The sequence below is a fragment of the Paraburkholderia sp. 35.1 genome, assembly GCF_050436525.1.
In the GTDB taxonomy this organism is placed as follows: Bacteria; Pseudomonadota; Gammaproteobacteria; order Burkholderiales; family Burkholderiaceae; genus Paraburkholderia; species Paraburkholderia tuberum.
Window position 1 is genome coordinate 1,628,638 of sequence record NZ_JBNDMJ010000002.1, and the last position, 16,300, is coordinate 1,644,937.

19 protein-coding genes and 1 pseudogene are annotated in these 16,300 nt (G+C 62.5%); 13 read left to right on the forward strand and 7 right to left on the reverse strand.

Features of this window, described 5'->3' with window-relative positions; genetic code table 11:
* Positions 1-78 precede the first annotated feature (78 nt).
* Both OKW27_RS13495 and OKW27_RS13500 read right to left on the reverse strand, forming a co-directional pair.
* Positions 79-486: an Hsp20/alpha crystallin family protein gene (locus tag OKW27_RS13495; RefSeq protein WP_429333763.1), complete on the reverse strand. Its 408-nt coding sequence runs from the start codon at positions 484-486 to the stop codon at positions 79-81.
* Positions 487-514: 28 nt separating this feature from the next.
* Positions 515-958 (reverse strand): Hsp20/alpha crystallin family protein, encoded by a 444-nt coding sequence (locus OKW27_RS13500; RefSeq protein ID WP_429333764.1) that lies wholly within the window; start codon positions 956-958, stop codon positions 515-517.
* Positions 959-1,202: 244 nt separating this feature from the next.
* On the opposite strand from OKW27_RS13500, the gene OKW27_RS13505 reads away from it, so the two are divergent.
* From OKW27_RS13505 to OKW27_RS13530, 6 genes are all read left to right on the forward strand, one after another.
* Positions 1,203-1,586 (forward strand): hypothetical protein, encoded by a 384-nt coding sequence (locus OKW27_RS13505; protein ID WP_429333765.1) that lies wholly within the window; start codon positions 1,203-1,205, stop codon positions 1,584-1,586.
* Between the two features lie 465 nt (positions 1,587-2,051).
* The gene (locus OKW27_RS13510) at positions 2,052-2,363 is read left to right on the forward strand and encodes a hypothetical protein (protein ID WP_429333766.1); all 312 of its coding nucleotides are present in this window, start codon (positions 2,052-2,054) and stop codon (positions 2,361-2,363) included.
* Positions 2,364-3,298: 935 nt separating this feature from the next.
* Positions 3,299-4,282 (forward strand): hypothetical protein, encoded by a 984-nt coding sequence (locus OKW27_RS13515; protein ID WP_429333767.1) that lies wholly within the window; start codon positions 3,299-3,301, stop codon positions 4,280-4,282.
* A gap of 398 nt (positions 4,283-4,680) precedes the next feature.
* A complete protein-coding gene (locus OKW27_RS13520; protein ID WP_429333768.1) occupies positions 4,681-5,163 on the forward strand; it encodes a hypothetical protein in 483 nt (160 codons plus the stop codon).
* 266 nt (positions 5,164-5,429) lie between these two features.
* On the forward strand, positions 5,430-6,176 hold the full coding sequence (locus OKW27_RS13525; protein WP_429333769.1) for a hypothetical protein: 747 nt from the start codon (positions 5,430-5,432) through the stop codon (positions 6,174-6,176).
* 214 nt (positions 6,177-6,390) lie between these two features.
* On the forward strand, positions 6,391-6,582 hold the full coding sequence (locus tag OKW27_RS13530) for a hypothetical protein (protein WP_429333770.1): 192 nt from the start codon (positions 6,391-6,393) through the stop codon (positions 6,580-6,582).
* A gap of 225 nt (positions 6,583-6,807) precedes the next feature.
* Here OKW27_RS13530 and OKW27_RS13535 read toward each other — a convergent pair whose 3' ends face one another.
* A complete protein-coding gene (locus OKW27_RS13535) occupies positions 6,808-7,161 on the reverse strand; it encodes a BON domain-containing protein (protein ID WP_429333771.1) in 354 nt (117 codons plus the stop codon).
* 677 nt (positions 7,162-7,838) lie between these two features.
* Positions 7,839-8,417 (reverse strand): TetR/AcrR family transcriptional regulator, encoded by a 579-nt coding sequence (locus OKW27_RS13540; protein WP_090809671.1) that lies wholly within the window; start codon positions 8,415-8,417, stop codon positions 7,839-7,841.
* Positions 8,418-8,547: 130 nt separating this feature from the next.
* On the opposite strand from OKW27_RS13540, the gene OKW27_RS13545 reads away from it, so the two are divergent.
* Genes OKW27_RS13545 through OKW27_RS13555 form a run of 3 tightly spaced genes read left to right on the forward strand, consistent with a single transcriptional unit; the run spans position 8,548 to position 10,122 of the window.
* Complete coding sequence (locus OKW27_RS13545) at positions 8,548-9,282, forward strand: SDR family NAD(P)-dependent oxidoreductase (RefSeq protein ID WP_090810503.1); 735 nt, start codon at positions 8,548-8,550, stop codon at positions 9,280-9,282.
* Positions 9,283-9,311: 29 nt separating this feature from the next.
* Positions 9,312-9,509, forward strand: a complete 198-nt coding sequence (locus tag OKW27_RS13550; RefSeq protein WP_429333772.1) for a hypothetical protein — start codon at positions 9,312-9,314, stop codon at positions 9,507-9,509.
* 13 nt (positions 9,510-9,522) lie between these two features.
* A complete protein-coding gene (locus OKW27_RS13555; RefSeq protein ID WP_429333773.1) occupies positions 9,523-10,122 on the forward strand; it encodes an NADPH-dependent F420 reductase in 600 nt (199 codons plus the stop codon).
* Here OKW27_RS13555 and OKW27_RS13560 read toward each other — a convergent pair.
* Positions 10,086-10,364 carry a DsbA family protein gene (locus OKW27_RS13560; protein ID WP_429333774.1) on the reverse strand — a complete coding sequence of 93 codons (279 nt, stop codon included), beginning with the start codon at positions 10,362-10,364 and terminating at the stop codon, positions 10,086-10,088. The two genes, OKW27_RS13555 and OKW27_RS13560, sit on opposite strands and share 37 nt — an antisense overlap.
* Before the next feature lie 413 nt (positions 10,365-10,777).
* Here OKW27_RS13560 and OKW27_RS13565 point away from each other — a divergent pair, with 413 nt between their 5' ends.
* Positions 10,778-11,569, forward strand: coding sequence for an AraC family transcriptional regulator (locus tag OKW27_RS13565; protein ID WP_429333775.1), 792 nt, complete (start codon positions 10,778-10,780; stop codon positions 11,567-11,569).
* 54 nt (positions 11,570-11,623) lie between these two features.
* On the opposite strand, the gene OKW27_RS13570 is transcribed toward OKW27_RS13565, so the two are convergent.
* Positions 11,624-13,225, reverse strand: a complete 1,602-nt coding sequence (locus tag OKW27_RS13570; protein ID WP_429333776.1) for a DHA2 family efflux MFS transporter permease subunit — start codon at positions 13,223-13,225, stop codon at positions 11,624-11,626.
* Between the two features lie 293 nt (positions 13,226-13,518).
* Here OKW27_RS13570 and OKW27_RS13575 point away from each other — a divergent pair, with 293 nt between their 5' ends.
* The 3 genes and pseudogenes from OKW27_RS13575 to OKW27_RS13585 form a co-directional block, all read left to right on the forward strand.
* Positions 13,519-14,181: an alpha/beta hydrolase gene (locus OKW27_RS13575; protein ID WP_429333777.1), complete on the forward strand. Its 663-nt coding sequence runs from the start codon at positions 13,519-13,521 to the stop codon at positions 14,179-14,181.
* A gap of 189 nt (positions 14,182-14,370) precedes the next feature.
* Entirely contained in the window at positions 14,371-15,423 is a 1,053-nt protein-coding gene (locus tag OKW27_RS13580; RefSeq protein WP_184031269.1) for a rod shape-determining protein, read from the forward strand.
* Between the two features lie 222 nt (positions 15,424-15,645).
* A pseudogene (locus OKW27_RS13585) lies at positions 15,646-15,774 on the forward strand (alpha/beta fold hydrolase); the annotation flags it as partial.
* 62 nt (positions 15,775-15,836) lie between these two features.
* On the opposite strand, the gene OKW27_RS13590 reads toward OKW27_RS13585, so the two are convergent.
* Positions 15,837-16,238, reverse strand: coding sequence for a hypothetical protein (locus OKW27_RS13590; protein ID WP_429333778.1), 402 nt, complete (start codon positions 16,236-16,238; stop codon positions 15,837-15,839).
* Positions 16,239-16,300 lie beyond the last annotated feature (62 nt).

Genomic DNA, 16,300 nt, shown 5'->3' on the forward strand with positions numbered 1-16,300 from the left:
AGGCCTCCGCAGTCAGTAGGTGGCGGCCAGACGACCGCCACCGGTTTTCTCCCTGTCGTTGCTGCCCACCTGCCGACTTCAGTCCGTCCGCACCTCGATCCGGCGCGGCCGGGCTTCGTCGCGGCGCGGTATCGTCAGTTTCAGCACGCCGTCCTTCAGGTTCGCATCGATTTTCGTTGCGTCGAAGTCAGCCCCAAGAGCGAACGCCCGCGCGAAATGCGGCTGGCGGATCTCCGCATGTTGCAGGCGCAGCCCCGCCGGCGTGGGCACCACCGCCTCGGCCTCGATGTACAGGTTGCCGTCGTGTACCTTCACTTCAAGGCGGTCCTTTGTAACGCCGGGCAGATCGGCCCACAGGGTGATGCCCTGGCTGTCCTCGAAGATGTCTACGGGCGGCGTTAGCGTGATCGGGCGTTGCGACTGCTCGTCTTCGCGACGGGCCACCGCAGTTTCGTCTTTCCTGGCAAGTTCTGTCGTGTCGTTCATGATGTCCTCCTCAGTTCTGCGACCGGTTTCATTGAACATTGATGGCCCGCGGCTTCGACGTCTCCCGCTTGCCGATGCTCACGGTCAGGCAACCATTGGTGTACTGCGCCGTGACCTTGTCAGGGTCCGCATGCTGCGGCAGTTCAATGACGCGCCGGAAGGTGCCGACGAACCGCTCCTGCGCATAAGTACGCAAGTCGTCGCCGGCCGCTTCCGGCTGTCCCGTCTCGCGCTCGCCGCTGATGGTCAGCAGCCCTTTGTCGATGGATACGTCGAGATGCGCCGGATCGATACCGGGCGCGAACGCAACGATCTCGATAGAGTCGTCGGTCGAACCGATGTTGACCTGCGGGAAGGCGCCCAGGCGCCCCGAGCGGATGCTGGACGGGAAACCGCCGAAGAGGCTCGCCATCTGCCGTTGCAGACGGTCGAACTCGCTGAAAAGGTCGGTCCCGAAGTAGAGATCACTCATGATCGTTTCCTCCTTGGATGCAGCAGGAAAACGAACCGGCATACGCGCTCCAGTCCGTCTGCCATGCTGCGGCAAACAAATCGAAACACGCAGCGCGCCGCCATGCTGGCGCGGCTGCCCGAGCGATATTCAAGATAGGACTGAAAACAGAAATTTCAAGTGGGCCATGGCGACTTTTTGTTCTTGAATTTGGATTGCCGCACCCCTACGTTCACGACACCCTGCAACACCATGCGAGGACACCATGGAATTCGAATACGATTGGCTCACTCTTGGGCGTCACCGTCTCCGGTTGCGCTCAACAAAGGGGTTCCCGACTGAGACGATGCGCACGGCGGTCGAAGTCATCCGGCTGGCGATCGACAGCAACATGAGCGCCCGGGCGCGGCTGGTTGAAGTGGTGTTCCGGCAGGAGTCCGCTTACGAGATTGCGGTCGGCACCACGTTCGCCGATGACCGGCTATGCGCGCCCCAGCTGGAAGCGGCGATCGCGACGGTGCTGGGCCTGCAGCCCGCGCAGATCACTATTTTCGTGACCGTGGTCACCCAGGAAGAGGTCGATCTGCACTTTGGTGTCTACGAAAGGATGCTGGCTGAAAAGCTCGGCGTGGTGCCGCTGATCCAGTGACGTAGCGGCAGGCAAGGAGCGGGGGATCGGCAAGGGCGAACTGCGCGCCTGCCGGTGCGGACGGCGGGGGCGCCTTTGCTGCAATGCAATGAGGAGTATCCGACCGGATTCGGCCGCCCTCATTGCGGAGCATCCTGCAGCCGGATGCGGGAGGGTCTCGAAGAGCGTGTCATATCCCTGATAGCGCATTCGAACGCAGATTGTTCGCCGCCTGGATTCGATCAATCGGCTTCCGGAACGGCGCGCCACAACTGATAAGACGCCCGATGCGTCAAATTTATGGCGAATGTCGACGATGTAGCCTACGTCGTCGAGGGTCCCCTTGTGGCCGGTCAGCCTCGCCGACTTCGTCCAGGATGTTCAGCGCGCGATCAACGAGGGGCTCGACGACGCGCCGCACTTTATCAATATCGTGATCGGCGCCAATTCGTTCCAGGGCGCGTTGCCCTGCGCGGGGTCGTCTCTGTGGAGGACGTCGATGCCGCGATCTCCTACGGCCCAGGCCTGCGCTGGGCACTGCTCGGTCCGTTTCTCAATCTTCACGCTTCCGGAGGATCCGGTGGCAACACGCATGTGCTGCAGCATCTGGGTGCCGCCCAGCGTGAGTGGGCTAGAGACCTCGGCAAATATCCGGACACGGACGACTACATTGAGTCTATTGCGAGGGGCGTCGATGCTGAACTTCAGTCATACGATTTTTCAGAAATGCTTCGCCAGCGCGATCAAGCGCTGATCGAATTGCTGGAGGCGAAGCGAAATCTTTCTCAGATCCCGTAGCCGGACGATACCTGCGGGTGAGCGGGATCTGGATGCAGATATCTTTGGCACACATTGAATCTGCCATTATTGCGGCAGAAAAGATGCTACTCGTTGCGCGGTATGGCCGTTCCACTTTGATACCTGCCGTTTGAACCGCGACGACTTGACCGTCGGCAACGGGTCGTCTACGGAAATTCAGGATTCGGCGAAGGGATGGCGGTTCGGACGGACGCAAACGTCGTGTTCTGGACGGTAGCTTAAGTTGATGCTGCCCCCTCGGGGCGAAAAAAAGCCGACCGGGTTGCGGTCGGCTAAAGATTCTGGCTATTCCGAGGGCCGCGCCAGAACCTGAGAGAATTGCATTATGCCGCACTATGCCGCACTATGCCGCTCGTTGCCTCGAATCGCCACAGCGACGGCAGCAGTCCCGCGCCGCGTCCTCGCTCTAGTCTCGGCCGCGCCGGGCCGCATCTACGGTGATTGGAGTGCGTTAACGAAGCAGCAAGGCACAAGGATGCGAGATGATCCGTTGACGAATTGCTGGAACACCTAGACACCGAAAAGTGATGCAGAACGCATCTCGGCCGCTGGCATGGGTCAGTGCTTGCCGCGACAATTCTGACTATGCGATGTAGTTGTTTCTGCGCGGATCATCGGACCGGGTTCGGCCAGATGCTGCCGGTCGCCCGACCACGAGCATGTCATTGGAGTGGCTGGGCTTACTCTGGAATCTGCCGGATGCCAGTGGAGCGATCGCGCAATGCATGGCGGCCCTAGCACGTAGATTGGCCGCCGCAATGCTTCAGGGTTAACTACCTTTGTGCGAGTCGGCCTGCTCCCTAGCCGAAGGAACGCTTCACGTACCAGCGCAGTTGTCCCAGCCCTGCGGATCATTGGGAGTGTGATACGTGACGGCAGAAAGGCGGCTGGTCGCGCATTCTGTGAGCATCCCCATGGCTACTGTATACGAGCCCTTCAAACTGTCCGATTTCGAGGTGCAGCGCGCGCAGATCAAGCCGCTCATCAGCTCGCTTCGGTTCGCCAATACGCTCATTGATATGGTCTTCTATGACGTCACTGCTTTTCATCGCGCGATGAAACTCGACGGTTTGGACGTGACCATCCACGGCCCCTGTGACTTCGGCGCGCAGTTTGCTCGAGCGCTTCAAGAGGTCGACCTGAGCGCGTTAGCAAACCCAGAGGGTGCCATTGTAATCGTTGACGCCAGCACGACTCCTCACATCCAGTGCTTCTTCGATGTCTCCGAGTTCCTCCGCGCCAAAGACGGCGTGAGCCGTATTGACTCAATCTCGGTAAGTGGCGTGGGAAGCTCCGCCCTCGGATCTGCGGCCTTGGCGTGGAATGTTTCCCGCGCAATGGGAAAGCCCGTGGCAGGCATTGTTCCCGGCTACGGATTAGCTGACGTCGTCCAGCAGGCACTGGGTGGTTTCCTCGGGTTCGGAATTTTTACGTACTGGATGAAGCAGCCTCTTCAGAACACACTGGCGGTGTTGTTGCCGGGAGCCGCATCTGTAGGAAGGAGTCTGGTCGCGACCGTGCCGGGAGCGAAAACGGCTCCAACCGAGGCTCCAGTGTTCCAGCATGGCAGCGGCTCTTCTGACGTACTTCACTCCGTTCTGAAACACACCGATCACATCAGGACGCTGGTTGGACACAGTAAAGGAGCGCTCGTCATCGAGAACGCTATCGCGGACCTGGAGGAGGAAAAGCTGAGCCGTCTCAGGGTTCTGACCTTTGCATGCAGCATCGCTGAGCGGCCAGCTGTCGGCGAATATGAGCAATTCCTTGGCGCCATCGACGCGCTGGGGCTGCTGGGCTCCGTCGGCAACCGCCCGGAGCACGCGGTCCCGACGTGGCATAGTACGAATACCGAAATGCCCTTCACGATGCACGTCGCAACGCTGGCGCAGCCTTAAGGACTCCCTTTTTGCTGCCGTCCGTTGTCGCACGCTTTGTGGGCGGCCTAGGAATTCCACGGTTTGAAAAGCCCGCGTGGGAGTCAGGTAGCGAGCGCAATAGCGGCAAGCCGTGTCGAGCCCTAGCGCTCGCCGCGGCCTGACCCTGATGGTTGGCTGTCAGCATGAGCTCCATGCGATCTTCTAAGGATTCTCCACAGACATCATGGGCCAGGCCCGGTGTGCGGGCCCACAGCCGTTGGCGGCAAGTTAGCATCCGGTGCAGCGAGCGGCTGTTGTACCCCTGTGAGCAGCCGTAGACCTAGCGCCTAGCTAGTCGACAGAGCCGGGTGGCCCGCTACCGAAGTTAGTGGCAAAGTCATCGGCAAGGTGAACGGACTACGCAATGGAGGCTGACTATGAACCAGTCAAGTTCCGCTCAAAGGCGGGAGAAAATATCCTACGAGGTGTCAGGCGAAAATTCGAAATACACGCTGCTTCACCTGCTGGACGTTGAAGACATACCGGGGCATTCGCTCGCACTCTATGAACTGCATCGCACCTTTCCCAAGGGCGCGTTGATGTTTGCTGGCGTAAGCGTCACGGAGCAATGGCTGCGCGGCACCGTGGACACCGTCGATGGCAACGGCACCGTCATCGGCTATGGGTTTTACAACCTGGAAGGCGGCGACAAGATTCTCGGCAAGTTTGACGGGATCTCACAGTCTGCAACCGGCCAGTCCGTCGATGTCCGCACCGTCATAGGAAGCACGGTGCTCACCGGCGGCACGGGGAAGCTGCGTGGCATTTGCGGCATCCTTCACCTTATGACCAACACGGACGTCTCACAGAACCTAAATGAGAGTAAATGCGAGGGCGAGTACTGGATGCAAAAAGGCTAGTTCGGGCCTCACGGTGCCTTGCACGCGGCCCAGCGTAAAGCTCACTGATCAGAAGCCTCCGCTGAAGCTCAAGGAAATCTGGGCGATCAGCGAAAAGCTGAAGGCGGATACGACCTCGCGATGTTCAGTTCAATCTCCGGGGGGGGGGGGGGGCACTACCTGAAATACGCCGTTACCACTTTATAACGTGCAACATGGAACCCTGACATAAGCTGAATGGAAAGTGTGAGGCGCATGTCGCCGCGCGAATAACGAGGGAGCATGTCATGAACCCGCTCGATGCAACGTTGCGCGCCGGCAGCGCCGTTGCAGTTTTTGCGTTGTCCGGCGCGCTGTCTGGTTGTTACTACGTACCGTACGGCTACTATCCAGGCTACGGGTATTACCCGGGCTATCCTGCTACCTATTCCACTGCCTATCCGAATGGCTATCCCGCCGTGCCGACGGCGGCCACGCAGCATGGCGTGCCCGTCGCGCCCGGGGACCCGTCGCAGCAGGCTCCGGCGCCAGAGGAATTCAACATGCCCGACGGCACGTCGCCCGACGGGCCGCCATCGACGTACGATTTCGCCCCCGCGCCCGCCTATGGCGCGCCGGCGTACTATCCAATCGCCTATCCACCGGCCTACCCCTACGCGTATCCATACCCGTACTACGGGTACTGGCCGGGCTACTACTGGTGGCCGTCGGTGTCGTTCGCCTTCTGGGGCGGGTGTTGCGGCGGTTACAGCCACTACCACTATGGCCATCACACCTACTGGGCCGCCCACGGCTACTGGGGCCATGGGTACTATGGAAACGGCTACTACAGCCACGCTTACTCGGGAAATGGACAGGGTGCGTGGAGCGGCAGTCACGCCAGCTGGGGAGGTGGTAGCTACGGCAGCAGCGCTTCGGGCGCCGGTCACGCGAACTGGGGCGGCGGTGGCGGCTGGGGCGGCGGTGGCGGTGGCGGTGGCGGCTGGGGCGGCGGCCGTTACTGGGGTGGCGGCGGCCACGGCCGATCGCATTGAACCGGGCGTGCGGCGCGCCGCGCGACGGGTATCGCGCGCGGCGAATGGCCGGAGCTGGGACGACGAACGCAATCCTTCCCCCCATCGAGTCGGAATTCGCGAGGGCTCAGCACCCTGACCACGAAGACCGGCCTTACCGACCTAGTCATGCTCGTAGCACGGGTTGTTCGGCCCCTGCTTTTCAAGTACTGTTAATCTTCGAGGAGACACCGCCATGCCTAACGACATCCTTCTCGTCAACGAACGCGGCTACATCGTCTACGCCGACCCTGATACCGAACAGTTCAATGATTACCTGCTGGCCGAAGACGACAACTATCTCGCGTTCCTTCGCACCCACGCCAACATTTCTAAATCCAACCCGAGGCCGGATAAGCTGCGCAAGGAACATTCGAACTGGACTTGAACGACCGAGTATCAGGTCGGCAAGTGCCTTTCGCGCTGTTGGAACAACGTTTCATCGGTACATCGCGCGCACCGAATCCTTCAGATACTTCAGGTCCGAGCGTTCGTGGCCCACGCACCAGGAGGGATAGTCCATCGGCACGGTGAACATCTCGTCCTGCGAGAGCGTCGGCTCCTCTTTTCACGGCTGAAAACGGCCAGTACTTCCCGGCGCCGCCTCGAAGCGTCAATAGCCTTTCGTATGGAGCGTCAGATGGTTACTCACCGACGTTACACCCGGCACGCCCTTCGCCACTTCCGCGGCCTGCTGGATCTGAGGACCGTCCGACACGCTGCCTGATAATGTTACGACGCCGCCGCGCGCCTTGACGAATACGTTCGACACGTTGAAGTTGGGCGCTTTCGACAACGCCTTGCGTACATCCCGAGCCAGCTTCTTGTCCGCTGGCGTCGCCTTGCCTGAACTTGCAGCCGGACTCGAGCCCATCGGCATAGCGTTGCTGGCTTGCGCGTAGACGTTCGACGTCAACGTCACGCATCCCACGACGACGAGCAGATTCACGACGTTCCATGCTTTCATGATTGCCTCTCTCGTTCGGCCTGGCAGATGGTGAGTCAAAGATAGCCAACATTCCGCTTCTAACAAAGCTGCTTGCACGATTAAGGGAAAGCCCGTATCCAGACGCGCGCCCGCTGGCAGGCCGATCATCGGGCGAGTTCGCGAATGAGCAGCCGCAGTATCGCTGGCGAGGCTTCACCGCAGATCCGAACGCGTGACGCATTGGAACGTGCACGATCAGCGTGCTGAAAGGTTACGCCTCAACGCGCTGCACGGAGGCGCCCGACTCCAGTACACATGGCAAGGAACGCTGAACGCCTCAACTGGCGCGTGTTTGCGCTCCAGCTAGCGCCCGTGTGGTTATTACGCTCGTAGTCTTTGTATCGGACGTTGAAGCTGAGTACTTCGAGGCAGGCCGTCAAGGCTCTCCTTTTGACCGTCGCGCGCGCCTTGTGTGGCGCATAGACATCCGCGTGAACGGCCGCTGTACTTTGGAAGTTGCTGTTGCGGTCTTTCCACGTCGAAGGGCAGAAGTTGCTCGCGTGCCGTTGATCGACGTCGGACAAAGGTCGGCCAGAAGCGGCCGATCGATCAAGTGCGGTAGTGGCCATTCGAGTGTCGGCTCCAGTTAGCTTTGCGTCGTCTGGTTCGAATCCCCGGGGCTTTCCTGGTAGGAAAGTATGCGTCGGCGATCTGATTCAACACGTTGCCTTCTCGACATCGTTGCTCGACCGGTTTGTCAGGATGGCGCTCGTAATAATGTGAAAGAGATGATCCCCGCGTGGCGCGAATCCGGGTTGGCCGTCGAGCCAGCCGAGCGCCGACATCAGGGCGAACAGGTCGACCCCATCCATATCGGCGCGCGCCGTTCCCTCGGCCTGAGCACGGCGCAGTAGTCGCGCGCCCGCTGAACGCAGCGCTGTGCTCGAAGCGTGAAGCGCGGAGTCAGGGTCCGCGTGCGCGGTCGCGAACAAGGCGCAAATGCCGCTATAGCTACGAACGAATGCAACCCCTTCGCGAAACCAGGACACCAGCGCTTCGTCAGGCGGATTCGACGTTTCTAGTTTGGCTGCCTGCTGTATCAGTTCGTCCACGTTCATACGCAGCAACGCTTCGAACAAGGCTTCTCGTGTCGGGAAATGGCGAAACAGTGTGGCCAACCCGACGTCGGCCCGGCGGGCGATATCTCGCATGGACGCATCGGCGCCATGCTCGGTGACGACGTCACGCGCGACCGCAAGTAGATGGCTGTAATTTTTTCTGGCGTCGGCTCGCATAAATCGCCTTGACAATCGGATCGGTGATCCGTCTATAATGAATTCGTATCTGGATCAGTGATCCACAAGATACAGCACATTTGTGCAGATGGGAACCGAGACGCTGTCCGACACCACGAAAGGAGATGTCATGGGAAAGCTTGAGGGTAAGGTTGCAGTCATCACGGGGGGATCGAGCGGCATGGCGCTGGCGAGCGCCAAGCGGTTCGTCGAAGAAGGCGCCTATGTTTTCATCACGGGCCGCAGGCAGGAGGTGCTCGACGAAGCCGTCAAGCAGATTGGCCGGAACGTGACCGGCGTGCGCAGCGACGCGGCCAATCTCGACGACCTCGACCGCCTGTTCGATACAGTCAGGCGTGAAAAGGGCAAGATCGACATCCTGTTCGCGAGCGCTGGCATGGGCGAAGCCGTTCCACTGGGCGAGATTACCGAGCAGGACTTCGATGCGACCTTCGGCCTGAATACGCGCGGCACGCTGTTTACGGTTCAGAAGGCGTTGCCGTTGTTCAACGATGGCGGATCGATCTTCATGACCGGGTCGGTTGCTTCGGTGAAAGGTTTTCCTGGTTACGGCGTGTATGCGGCGAGCAAGGCGGCGTTGCGCTCATTCGCACGCACTTGGCTCAACGAACTGAAGGGCAGGAATATCCGGGTGAACGTGCTGAGCCCGGGGCCGATCGCCACACCGATGCAGGACCAGGTTCTCACCGAGGAGGCGAAGCGGATGTTCGAATCCCTGATCCCGCGGGGAAAGATGGGTCGTCCTGAGGAAATTGCGACGGTCGCGCTGTTTCTTGCTTCAGATGATTCGAGCTTCGTGAATGGGGTGGAATTGTCTGTCGACGGCGGCTTCTCGGCTATCTGAAATCGCGCCGAAAAGCTGGATTGGTTTCGGTGATTGTCCAGCGGGTATTGTCACGTCTGCTCGCGCTGTTGTCGCTGCAAACGGCGTTGAAGGCGCTCGGCTCCGCGTGTCTGCTGTGGCTCGCGTGGCGCATCGCGCGCAGCGGGCCGCCTAACGCGGGCAACGCCTCCGCGCGCCCGGTTGCCAATAATCACCATGGATCCGTGGTTGATCAAAACGTCACCTGAATGGAGAGTTCGCATGAGCTATTCGATTATTGGTTTTGGCGCGGTAGGCCAGGCACTCGCTCGAGCGTTTGCAAGAAAGAACATCGACGTAACGGTCGCCAGCCGGCGCCCTCCCGAGACGTTGATGCAGCAGGCACGAGCGATCGGCCCTACCGTCGTCCCCAGGACGCTGCAGGATGCAATCGCGTCCGACACGATCTTCCTGGCGGTTCCTTTCTGGGAGCACCGCGAGGTCGCGAAGCAGATCAAGAGTTGGAAGGGCAAGACGGTCATCGACGCGACAAATGCTTACGGCGTTCCCGTCGAAGAGCTACAAGGTCTGCCGTCCTCCACAGTTGTCGCTAAGGCGTTTACCGGGTCCAGGTTCGTCAAGGGTTTTAACCATCTGCCCGCCGCCGTTCTGGCCGCTGATCCGAGTGTGAATGGCGGCAGCCGCGTCGTGTTTTTGTCGAGTGATGACGAAAGTGCGGTGGCACCGGTCGCGGCTCTGGCTGAACAACTCGGTTTCGCGCCGATTGCGCTAGGACCGCTCAAGGATGGCGGTTCGCTCGTCCAGGCCAGGGGGAATACCTGGGCTCAACTGATCTTCAAGGATCTCGTCAAGTTCAAATAGCGGCGCGTCACGTCACGTCCGCCCAGCATTTCCGAGCGAGTCCAGCTACCGAACTCGAGCCTTCGGTAGGCGCGCCGGTGCATCCCTTGAGGCGGTATTTCCGGGTTCAATTTGAACGGCAGATAACGAACGTCTAATTCGGGAAGATCGTCAAGGGCCTTGCCGGCCTCCAGATTTCGATGTCCGATCCAGCACCATGGACAAATGAAGTCGTAGGCGATCGTGATTTTTGCGCGTTCCATGGCATGCCCCGTGGGCAAGTTGCTATGCTCACCAAGCAAAACAACACGAGCTCCCAGCTGAATATACTCAGCGCGCGAGCTCGTGTTGCGCGTGGCGCAATGGCCCATTCGGCGATCAGGCTCGTGGCGATCCCGGCGGCGTGAGGAGCGTTGCCGGGATCGCGCCATTTGTCAACCTCGTTCAGGCTCTGATTACGGCTGGCCCGATGGACGAAGGGGCTCGTTGTTCAGGTGCTCAAAGCTAACAGCTTGCCGAGAAAGTTAACATCGCCGTCGAGAGATTTTTGAGCTGCCCGCTTTAGGCGGGTTGCGCGCTCACGGTGGCGAGCCCCTGTTAGCCCGCCTCGCAGCCGGGCCCCGCGCGCGTGCTAATCTTGCTCCCTTCGCGGACGTCCCGCGTCAGAGCAGACACCATGACGGAAGCCTTCGATCCGGACGGCATCGAGCAAGCGGTCTTCGTGGTCGGCGAGCGCCATGCGACGCTGGACGAGCCGTGGCGCGCGTATCGGCGCGCGCGTCTGATTCATGTCAGCGAAGGCGTGCTGACCGTGCGCACGGCATCCGGCCGTTGGGTCGTGCCGCCCGCCCGCGCGCTGTGGATCGCCGCGAATACGCTGCACTGCCTGCACGCGACGCGGCCGGTGCAGTCGTATTCGCTCTACGTCGCAACCGATGCCGCAATGGACGCCACCGACGACTCCGCCGACTCCGCCGACGCGCCGCTGCCCGCGCAGACCGGCGCGCTGATCCCCGACACCCTGGTGCAGGCGCTGCTCGCCGCCGCGGCCGATCTGCCGCACGATCACACGCCCGATGAACCCGCCCGCCGTCTGCTGCAGGTGCTGCTGGATCGCGTCGCCGGCTTGCCCGCCGCGCCGCTTGGCTTGAACTGGCCAGGCGATCCGCGCGCGCGGCGCATCGCCGAGGCGCTCAGCGCGAATCCCGCGCAATCGCTGGTGCTGGAGGAACTCGCCGCGGCTGCGGGCGTGACCGCGCGCACGGCCGCGCGATTGTTCGCGAAGGAAACGGGGCAGACCTTCGGTCAATGGCGCCAGCAGTTGCGTCTGCTGGCCGCGCTCGAACATCTGGGTGCCGGTGAGAGCGTCACGCAGGTGGCGCTCGAAGTCGGCTATAACGACGTGTCGTCGTTTATCGCGGTGTTTCGCGATGCGTTCGGCGACACGCCGGCGCGCTATTTCCGCTGACGCCGCTTCGTGGCCACCGCGCGAGCGTCGCCGTCGCGCGAAAACGAATCTGCCTCAATGGGCGCCGGCCGCATCCGGTCCACCTCCGCCCTTGGCCGGCCGCGTGATCCAGATCAGCGGAATGATCAGCACGAAGATGATCGCCGACACATAGAAGACGTCGTTCAGGCCCATCATCGCGGCCTGCGTGTTCACGGTGAAATCGAACAGCGCATTCGCCGATTGTGGATTCAGATGCAGCACCGACTGCGTGTTGTCGATCTGCTGCGTGAACAGCGGGTTGTCGACCGACGCCTGCTCGGTGAGCCGCACATGATGCAGTATCGTGCGGTTGTTCCACGCGGTACCCGCGATCGACGTGCCCACCGCGCCGCAGAACACCCGCACGAAATTCGACAGCCCCGCCGCCGCCGGAATCCGGCTCTGCGGCTGGCCGGACAGGATGATCGCCGTTAGCGGCACGAAGAACAGCGCCATCGGAATGCCTTGCAGCAGCGTCGGCAGCACGAGGTGCCACGTATCGATCTCGATCACGTACTTCGAGCGCATATAGAACACGATCGCGAAGCCGACGAACGCGACCGTCGAGATCACGCGCGCGTCCGAGTGCGGCAGCACGCGGCCGAGTATCGGCGCAAGAATGATCGCGAAGATGCCGAGCGGTGCGGTGACGAGGCCGGCGTCGATCGAACGGTAGTTCAGGTACTCCTGCATCCATTGCGGCAGCAGCACGAGATTGCCGAAAAATACCCCGTAGGCGATCGAAATCGCGATCGTGCCGCCGAGAAAATTGCGCTGCTGAAAGAGCCGCAGATCGACGATCGGGTGCTCCTCGGTCAGCTCCCATACGAGGAAAAACGCAAAGCTGATCAGCGCGACGAGGCCGAGAATCGCGATCACCGGCGACGAGAACCAGTCGAGATCCTTGCCCTTGTCGAGCATGATCTGCAGCGACGCGACCCACGTGATCAGCAGGCCGAGACCGACCACGTCGATCGGCGGCTTGCGCGTCGGCGATTCGCGGGTGCGGTAGATCATCCACGTGACGCCGGCCGCGAACAGGCCGACCGGGATGTTGATGTAGAAGATCCACGACCAGCTGTAACTGTCGGTGATCCAGCCGCCTAGCGCCGGGCCCGCGATCGGGCCGACGGTGGCGGTCATCGCCCACAGCGCGAGCGCGGTCGACGACTTCTCCTTCGGATACGAGCCGAGCAGGATCGCCTGCGACAACGGAATCAGCGGCCCGGCCACCGCGCCCTGGAATACCCGCGCCAGCAGCAGGATCGGCAGCGTCGGCGCGATGCCGCACAGCCATGACGCGAGCGTGAAGGACAGGATCGCGCCGACGAACAGCTTCACCTGGCCGATGCGCTGCGTGAGCCAGCCGGTCAGCGGAATCGCCACCGCGTTGGAGGCCGCGAACACGGTGATCACCCACGTGCCTTCGTCGACCGAGACGCCGAGGTTGCCGGAAATGGTCGGAATCGCGACGTTCGCGATCGACGTGTCGAGCACGTTCATGAACGTGGCGAGCGCGACGGCGATCGTCGCGAGAACCAGCCGGCCGCCTTCGAGAGGCGCGGGCGGTGACGGTGGCGCGGGTGGCTGAGGCGGCGGCGACGCGGAATCAGGCGCGGCGTTGGGCTGGCTCAAAAGGCGTTCTCCGGAGGTTTTGCGGCGGACGGCGCGAACGGCGTGAGGACGGACGGCGAGGGCGCGCGATTCGCAATGCGTGGTCGGCGCAGGATGCCGTGGACCGTGCACCGCGGCGGCGGGTCCGTCGATGCGCAAAAGCATACCCGCAATCGCCGGCCGGCGCCGGCCACGGCAGCAGCCGATGCGGCGCCCGACGGCGCGAACGCGGCACGCGGCGTATGCTCGCGGCTGAGGTTGCGTCAGCAAAGGCCGAAACGTACACCCAATCCCACGGAAAAAAGGACCCCACCATGAGCTGGCAACAATTCGAACACGGCTGGCGGCGCGCGCCGCAAAACACGCCCGCAACGAGCCTCGTCGTGCTGATGCACGGCGTCGGCAGCAACGCGCGCGATCTGATGCCGCTCGCCGACATCTGGAGCGAGGAGCTGCCCGGCACGGCGTTCGTGTCGCTCGACGGCACCGATCCGTTCGACGGCGGCTTCGGCGGCCGCCAGTGGTTCAGCCTGCGCGACGTCGGGGCGGCGAACCGCGAGGCGCGCGTCGCCGCCGCCTATCCGGCGCTGCGCCGCGTGCTCGACGCCGAGCTCGCGCATTGGCAGCTGTCTTTCGATCGGCTTGCGCTGGTCGGCTTCTCGCAAGGTTCGATCATGGCGCTGCATCACGTCGCGTCGAGCGTTGAGGGCGCTGCGGGCGTCGTCGCGTATTCGGGGCGGCTCGCCTCGCCGATCGTGTCGTCGAACCGCGCGACGCCGCTCACGCTCGTCCACGGCGAGAACGACGAGGTGATCCCGGTGCGCGAACTCGAATCCGCGGCCGACGCTTTCAACTCCGCCGGCTATGCGGTCGACGCCTACGTGCTGCCCGGCGTCGGCCACACGATCACCGCCGACGGCGTCGCGCTCGGCCGTGACGCGCTGGAACGCGCACTGGGCGAGCTGTCGCGCGATTGACACAAACCCACTAGAAAGTGGCCCTAAAGATTCTGATGGGCTTGCCGTCATATGGGCAATAGCTTGAAAATCACCCCCGCCGTGCGGGAAGCGCAACGCCCAGCGGGGCGTGTCGCGCGGCTTCGGGGTACCGGGGGCGCATTTCCAGACCGCCTTGGACGGCGCATAACGACACATCAGAGCCTGCATATGGCCAGACCGACGCCGCATTACCCGCTCTTTGAGCGACTGTTCCGCCACGCCGTGGCGGTGGATCTCGGCACGGCCAACACCCTTATCTATACCGACGACGGCGGCATCGTGCTGAACCAGCCGTCCGTCGTGTGCTTCGAGACGCAGCCCGCGAGCGGGTCGAAGCGGATCGCCGCGATCGGCGCCGAGGCGCGCCAGCTGCTCGGCCGCGTGCCGCGCAATCTCGAAGCGGTGCGGCCGATGCGCCACGGCGTCATCGCCAATTTCTCCGCCGCCGAACACATGATCAAGCAATTCGTCGACATGGCGCGGCCGCGCTCGCTCTTCAGCCGGCGCGCGGCATTCACGCTGTGCGTGCCGGCCTCCGCGACCCACGTCGAGCGCCGCGCGATCCGCGAAGCGGCCGAGGCGGCTGGCGCGTGGAAGGTCAGCCTGATCGGCGAATCGCTCGCGTCGGCGCTCGGCGCGGGCCTGCCGGTGGGCGACCCGACCGGCTCGATGGTGGTCGACATCGGCGGTGGCACCACCGAGGTCGGCGTGATCGCGCTGGGCGGCACCGCGTATAGTGGCTCGGTGCGCGTCGGCGGTGACAATTTCGACGCGGCGATCATCGGCTACGTGCGCAATCTGTATGGCGTGCTGCTCGGCGAGCAGACCGCCGAGCACGTCAAGAGAGCCATCGGCTCGGCCGTGCACGACGTGCCGCTCGAGCAGATGAACGCAACCGGCCGCAGCGTCGACGATGGGCTACCGCGCACGGTGCAGTTGAGCAACCGCGATATTTCGGAGGCGATCGAAGGGCCGCTGAGTCAGGTGATCGGCGCGGTGAAGCGCGGGCTCGAATTGGCTCCCGCCGAGCTCGTGACGGACATCGCGCACAAGGGCATCGTGCTGACCGGTGGCGGCGCGCTGCTGCGCAATCTGGGGCGGCGTTTGAGCCGGGAAATCGGCCTCGACGTGCACGTCGCCGACGAACCGCTGACCTGCGCGGTGCGCGGCGCGGGCGCGGCGGCCGCGGCGGGGTGGGTGGACGAAGCCGGGGACGCGTGAGCGGTGGATAAGGGCTTCACTACAGCTCGGCAAAAACCCGGCATTCGGTGGCAAGGTAACCGGCCCTTGGCAAGGCGGGCTGCAAATGGACGCTGCGCTTTACCGGCCCTGTGACGGGCAAGCGACGCGATGCGGGCCCGGCGTGTCTCCCGAGGTCTCTATTGCGGACGCACGTGAAGACGCTTGCGATGGGCCGTTCGATCGACGCTGGCAAACACTCCGTTGCAGGGATGGTTGCCCGATGCGCGCCGCGAAACGGTACGCGGTGCGTCGCATGGCATGAACCTCGCGCATCCGTCCGCGTTCAATCGTTACGTGGATGATTTCATTCAGGCGATGAGCGCGCGCTGAGCAAGTGAAGCGAAGATCAAGGGCGATCGGCCGGCGCGCGCCGCCGATCGCCCGTTACTGCATCAGGCCTTGCGATGCGCGTCCTTGTCGAGCGCGCGTTCGGCCGCCTCGCCGACGAGCCCGTGATAGTACAGATGTACGCCGATCGCGAGCGAGTCGTTGCGGATTTCGTGGAATACCTTCCACGCCTTTACCGGGTCCTTGAACAACAGATAGTGCGCTTCCTGCGCGATCAGATCGGCGACTTCATGCAGGCCGTGTCCATGCAGCACGTCGACGAGCGTGTCGAGACTGCGATGCGTGCGCGCGTCGGTGCGCGGATAGAGCATGTGCAGCACTGCGACGTTCTGCGTCTTCAGCGCCGCCGACAACGCGACGACGATATCCTGATGATTCAGCGCGGTGACCGTGTGGTCTTCGGTATGGACATGATCCGGAAACAGCGTTTCGAGAGAGACATTCATTTGTATTCGTCCTGCTTTTCTGTGTGATCAAAAAAACCCGCTTCGAATCGCGGGCCGCAAGC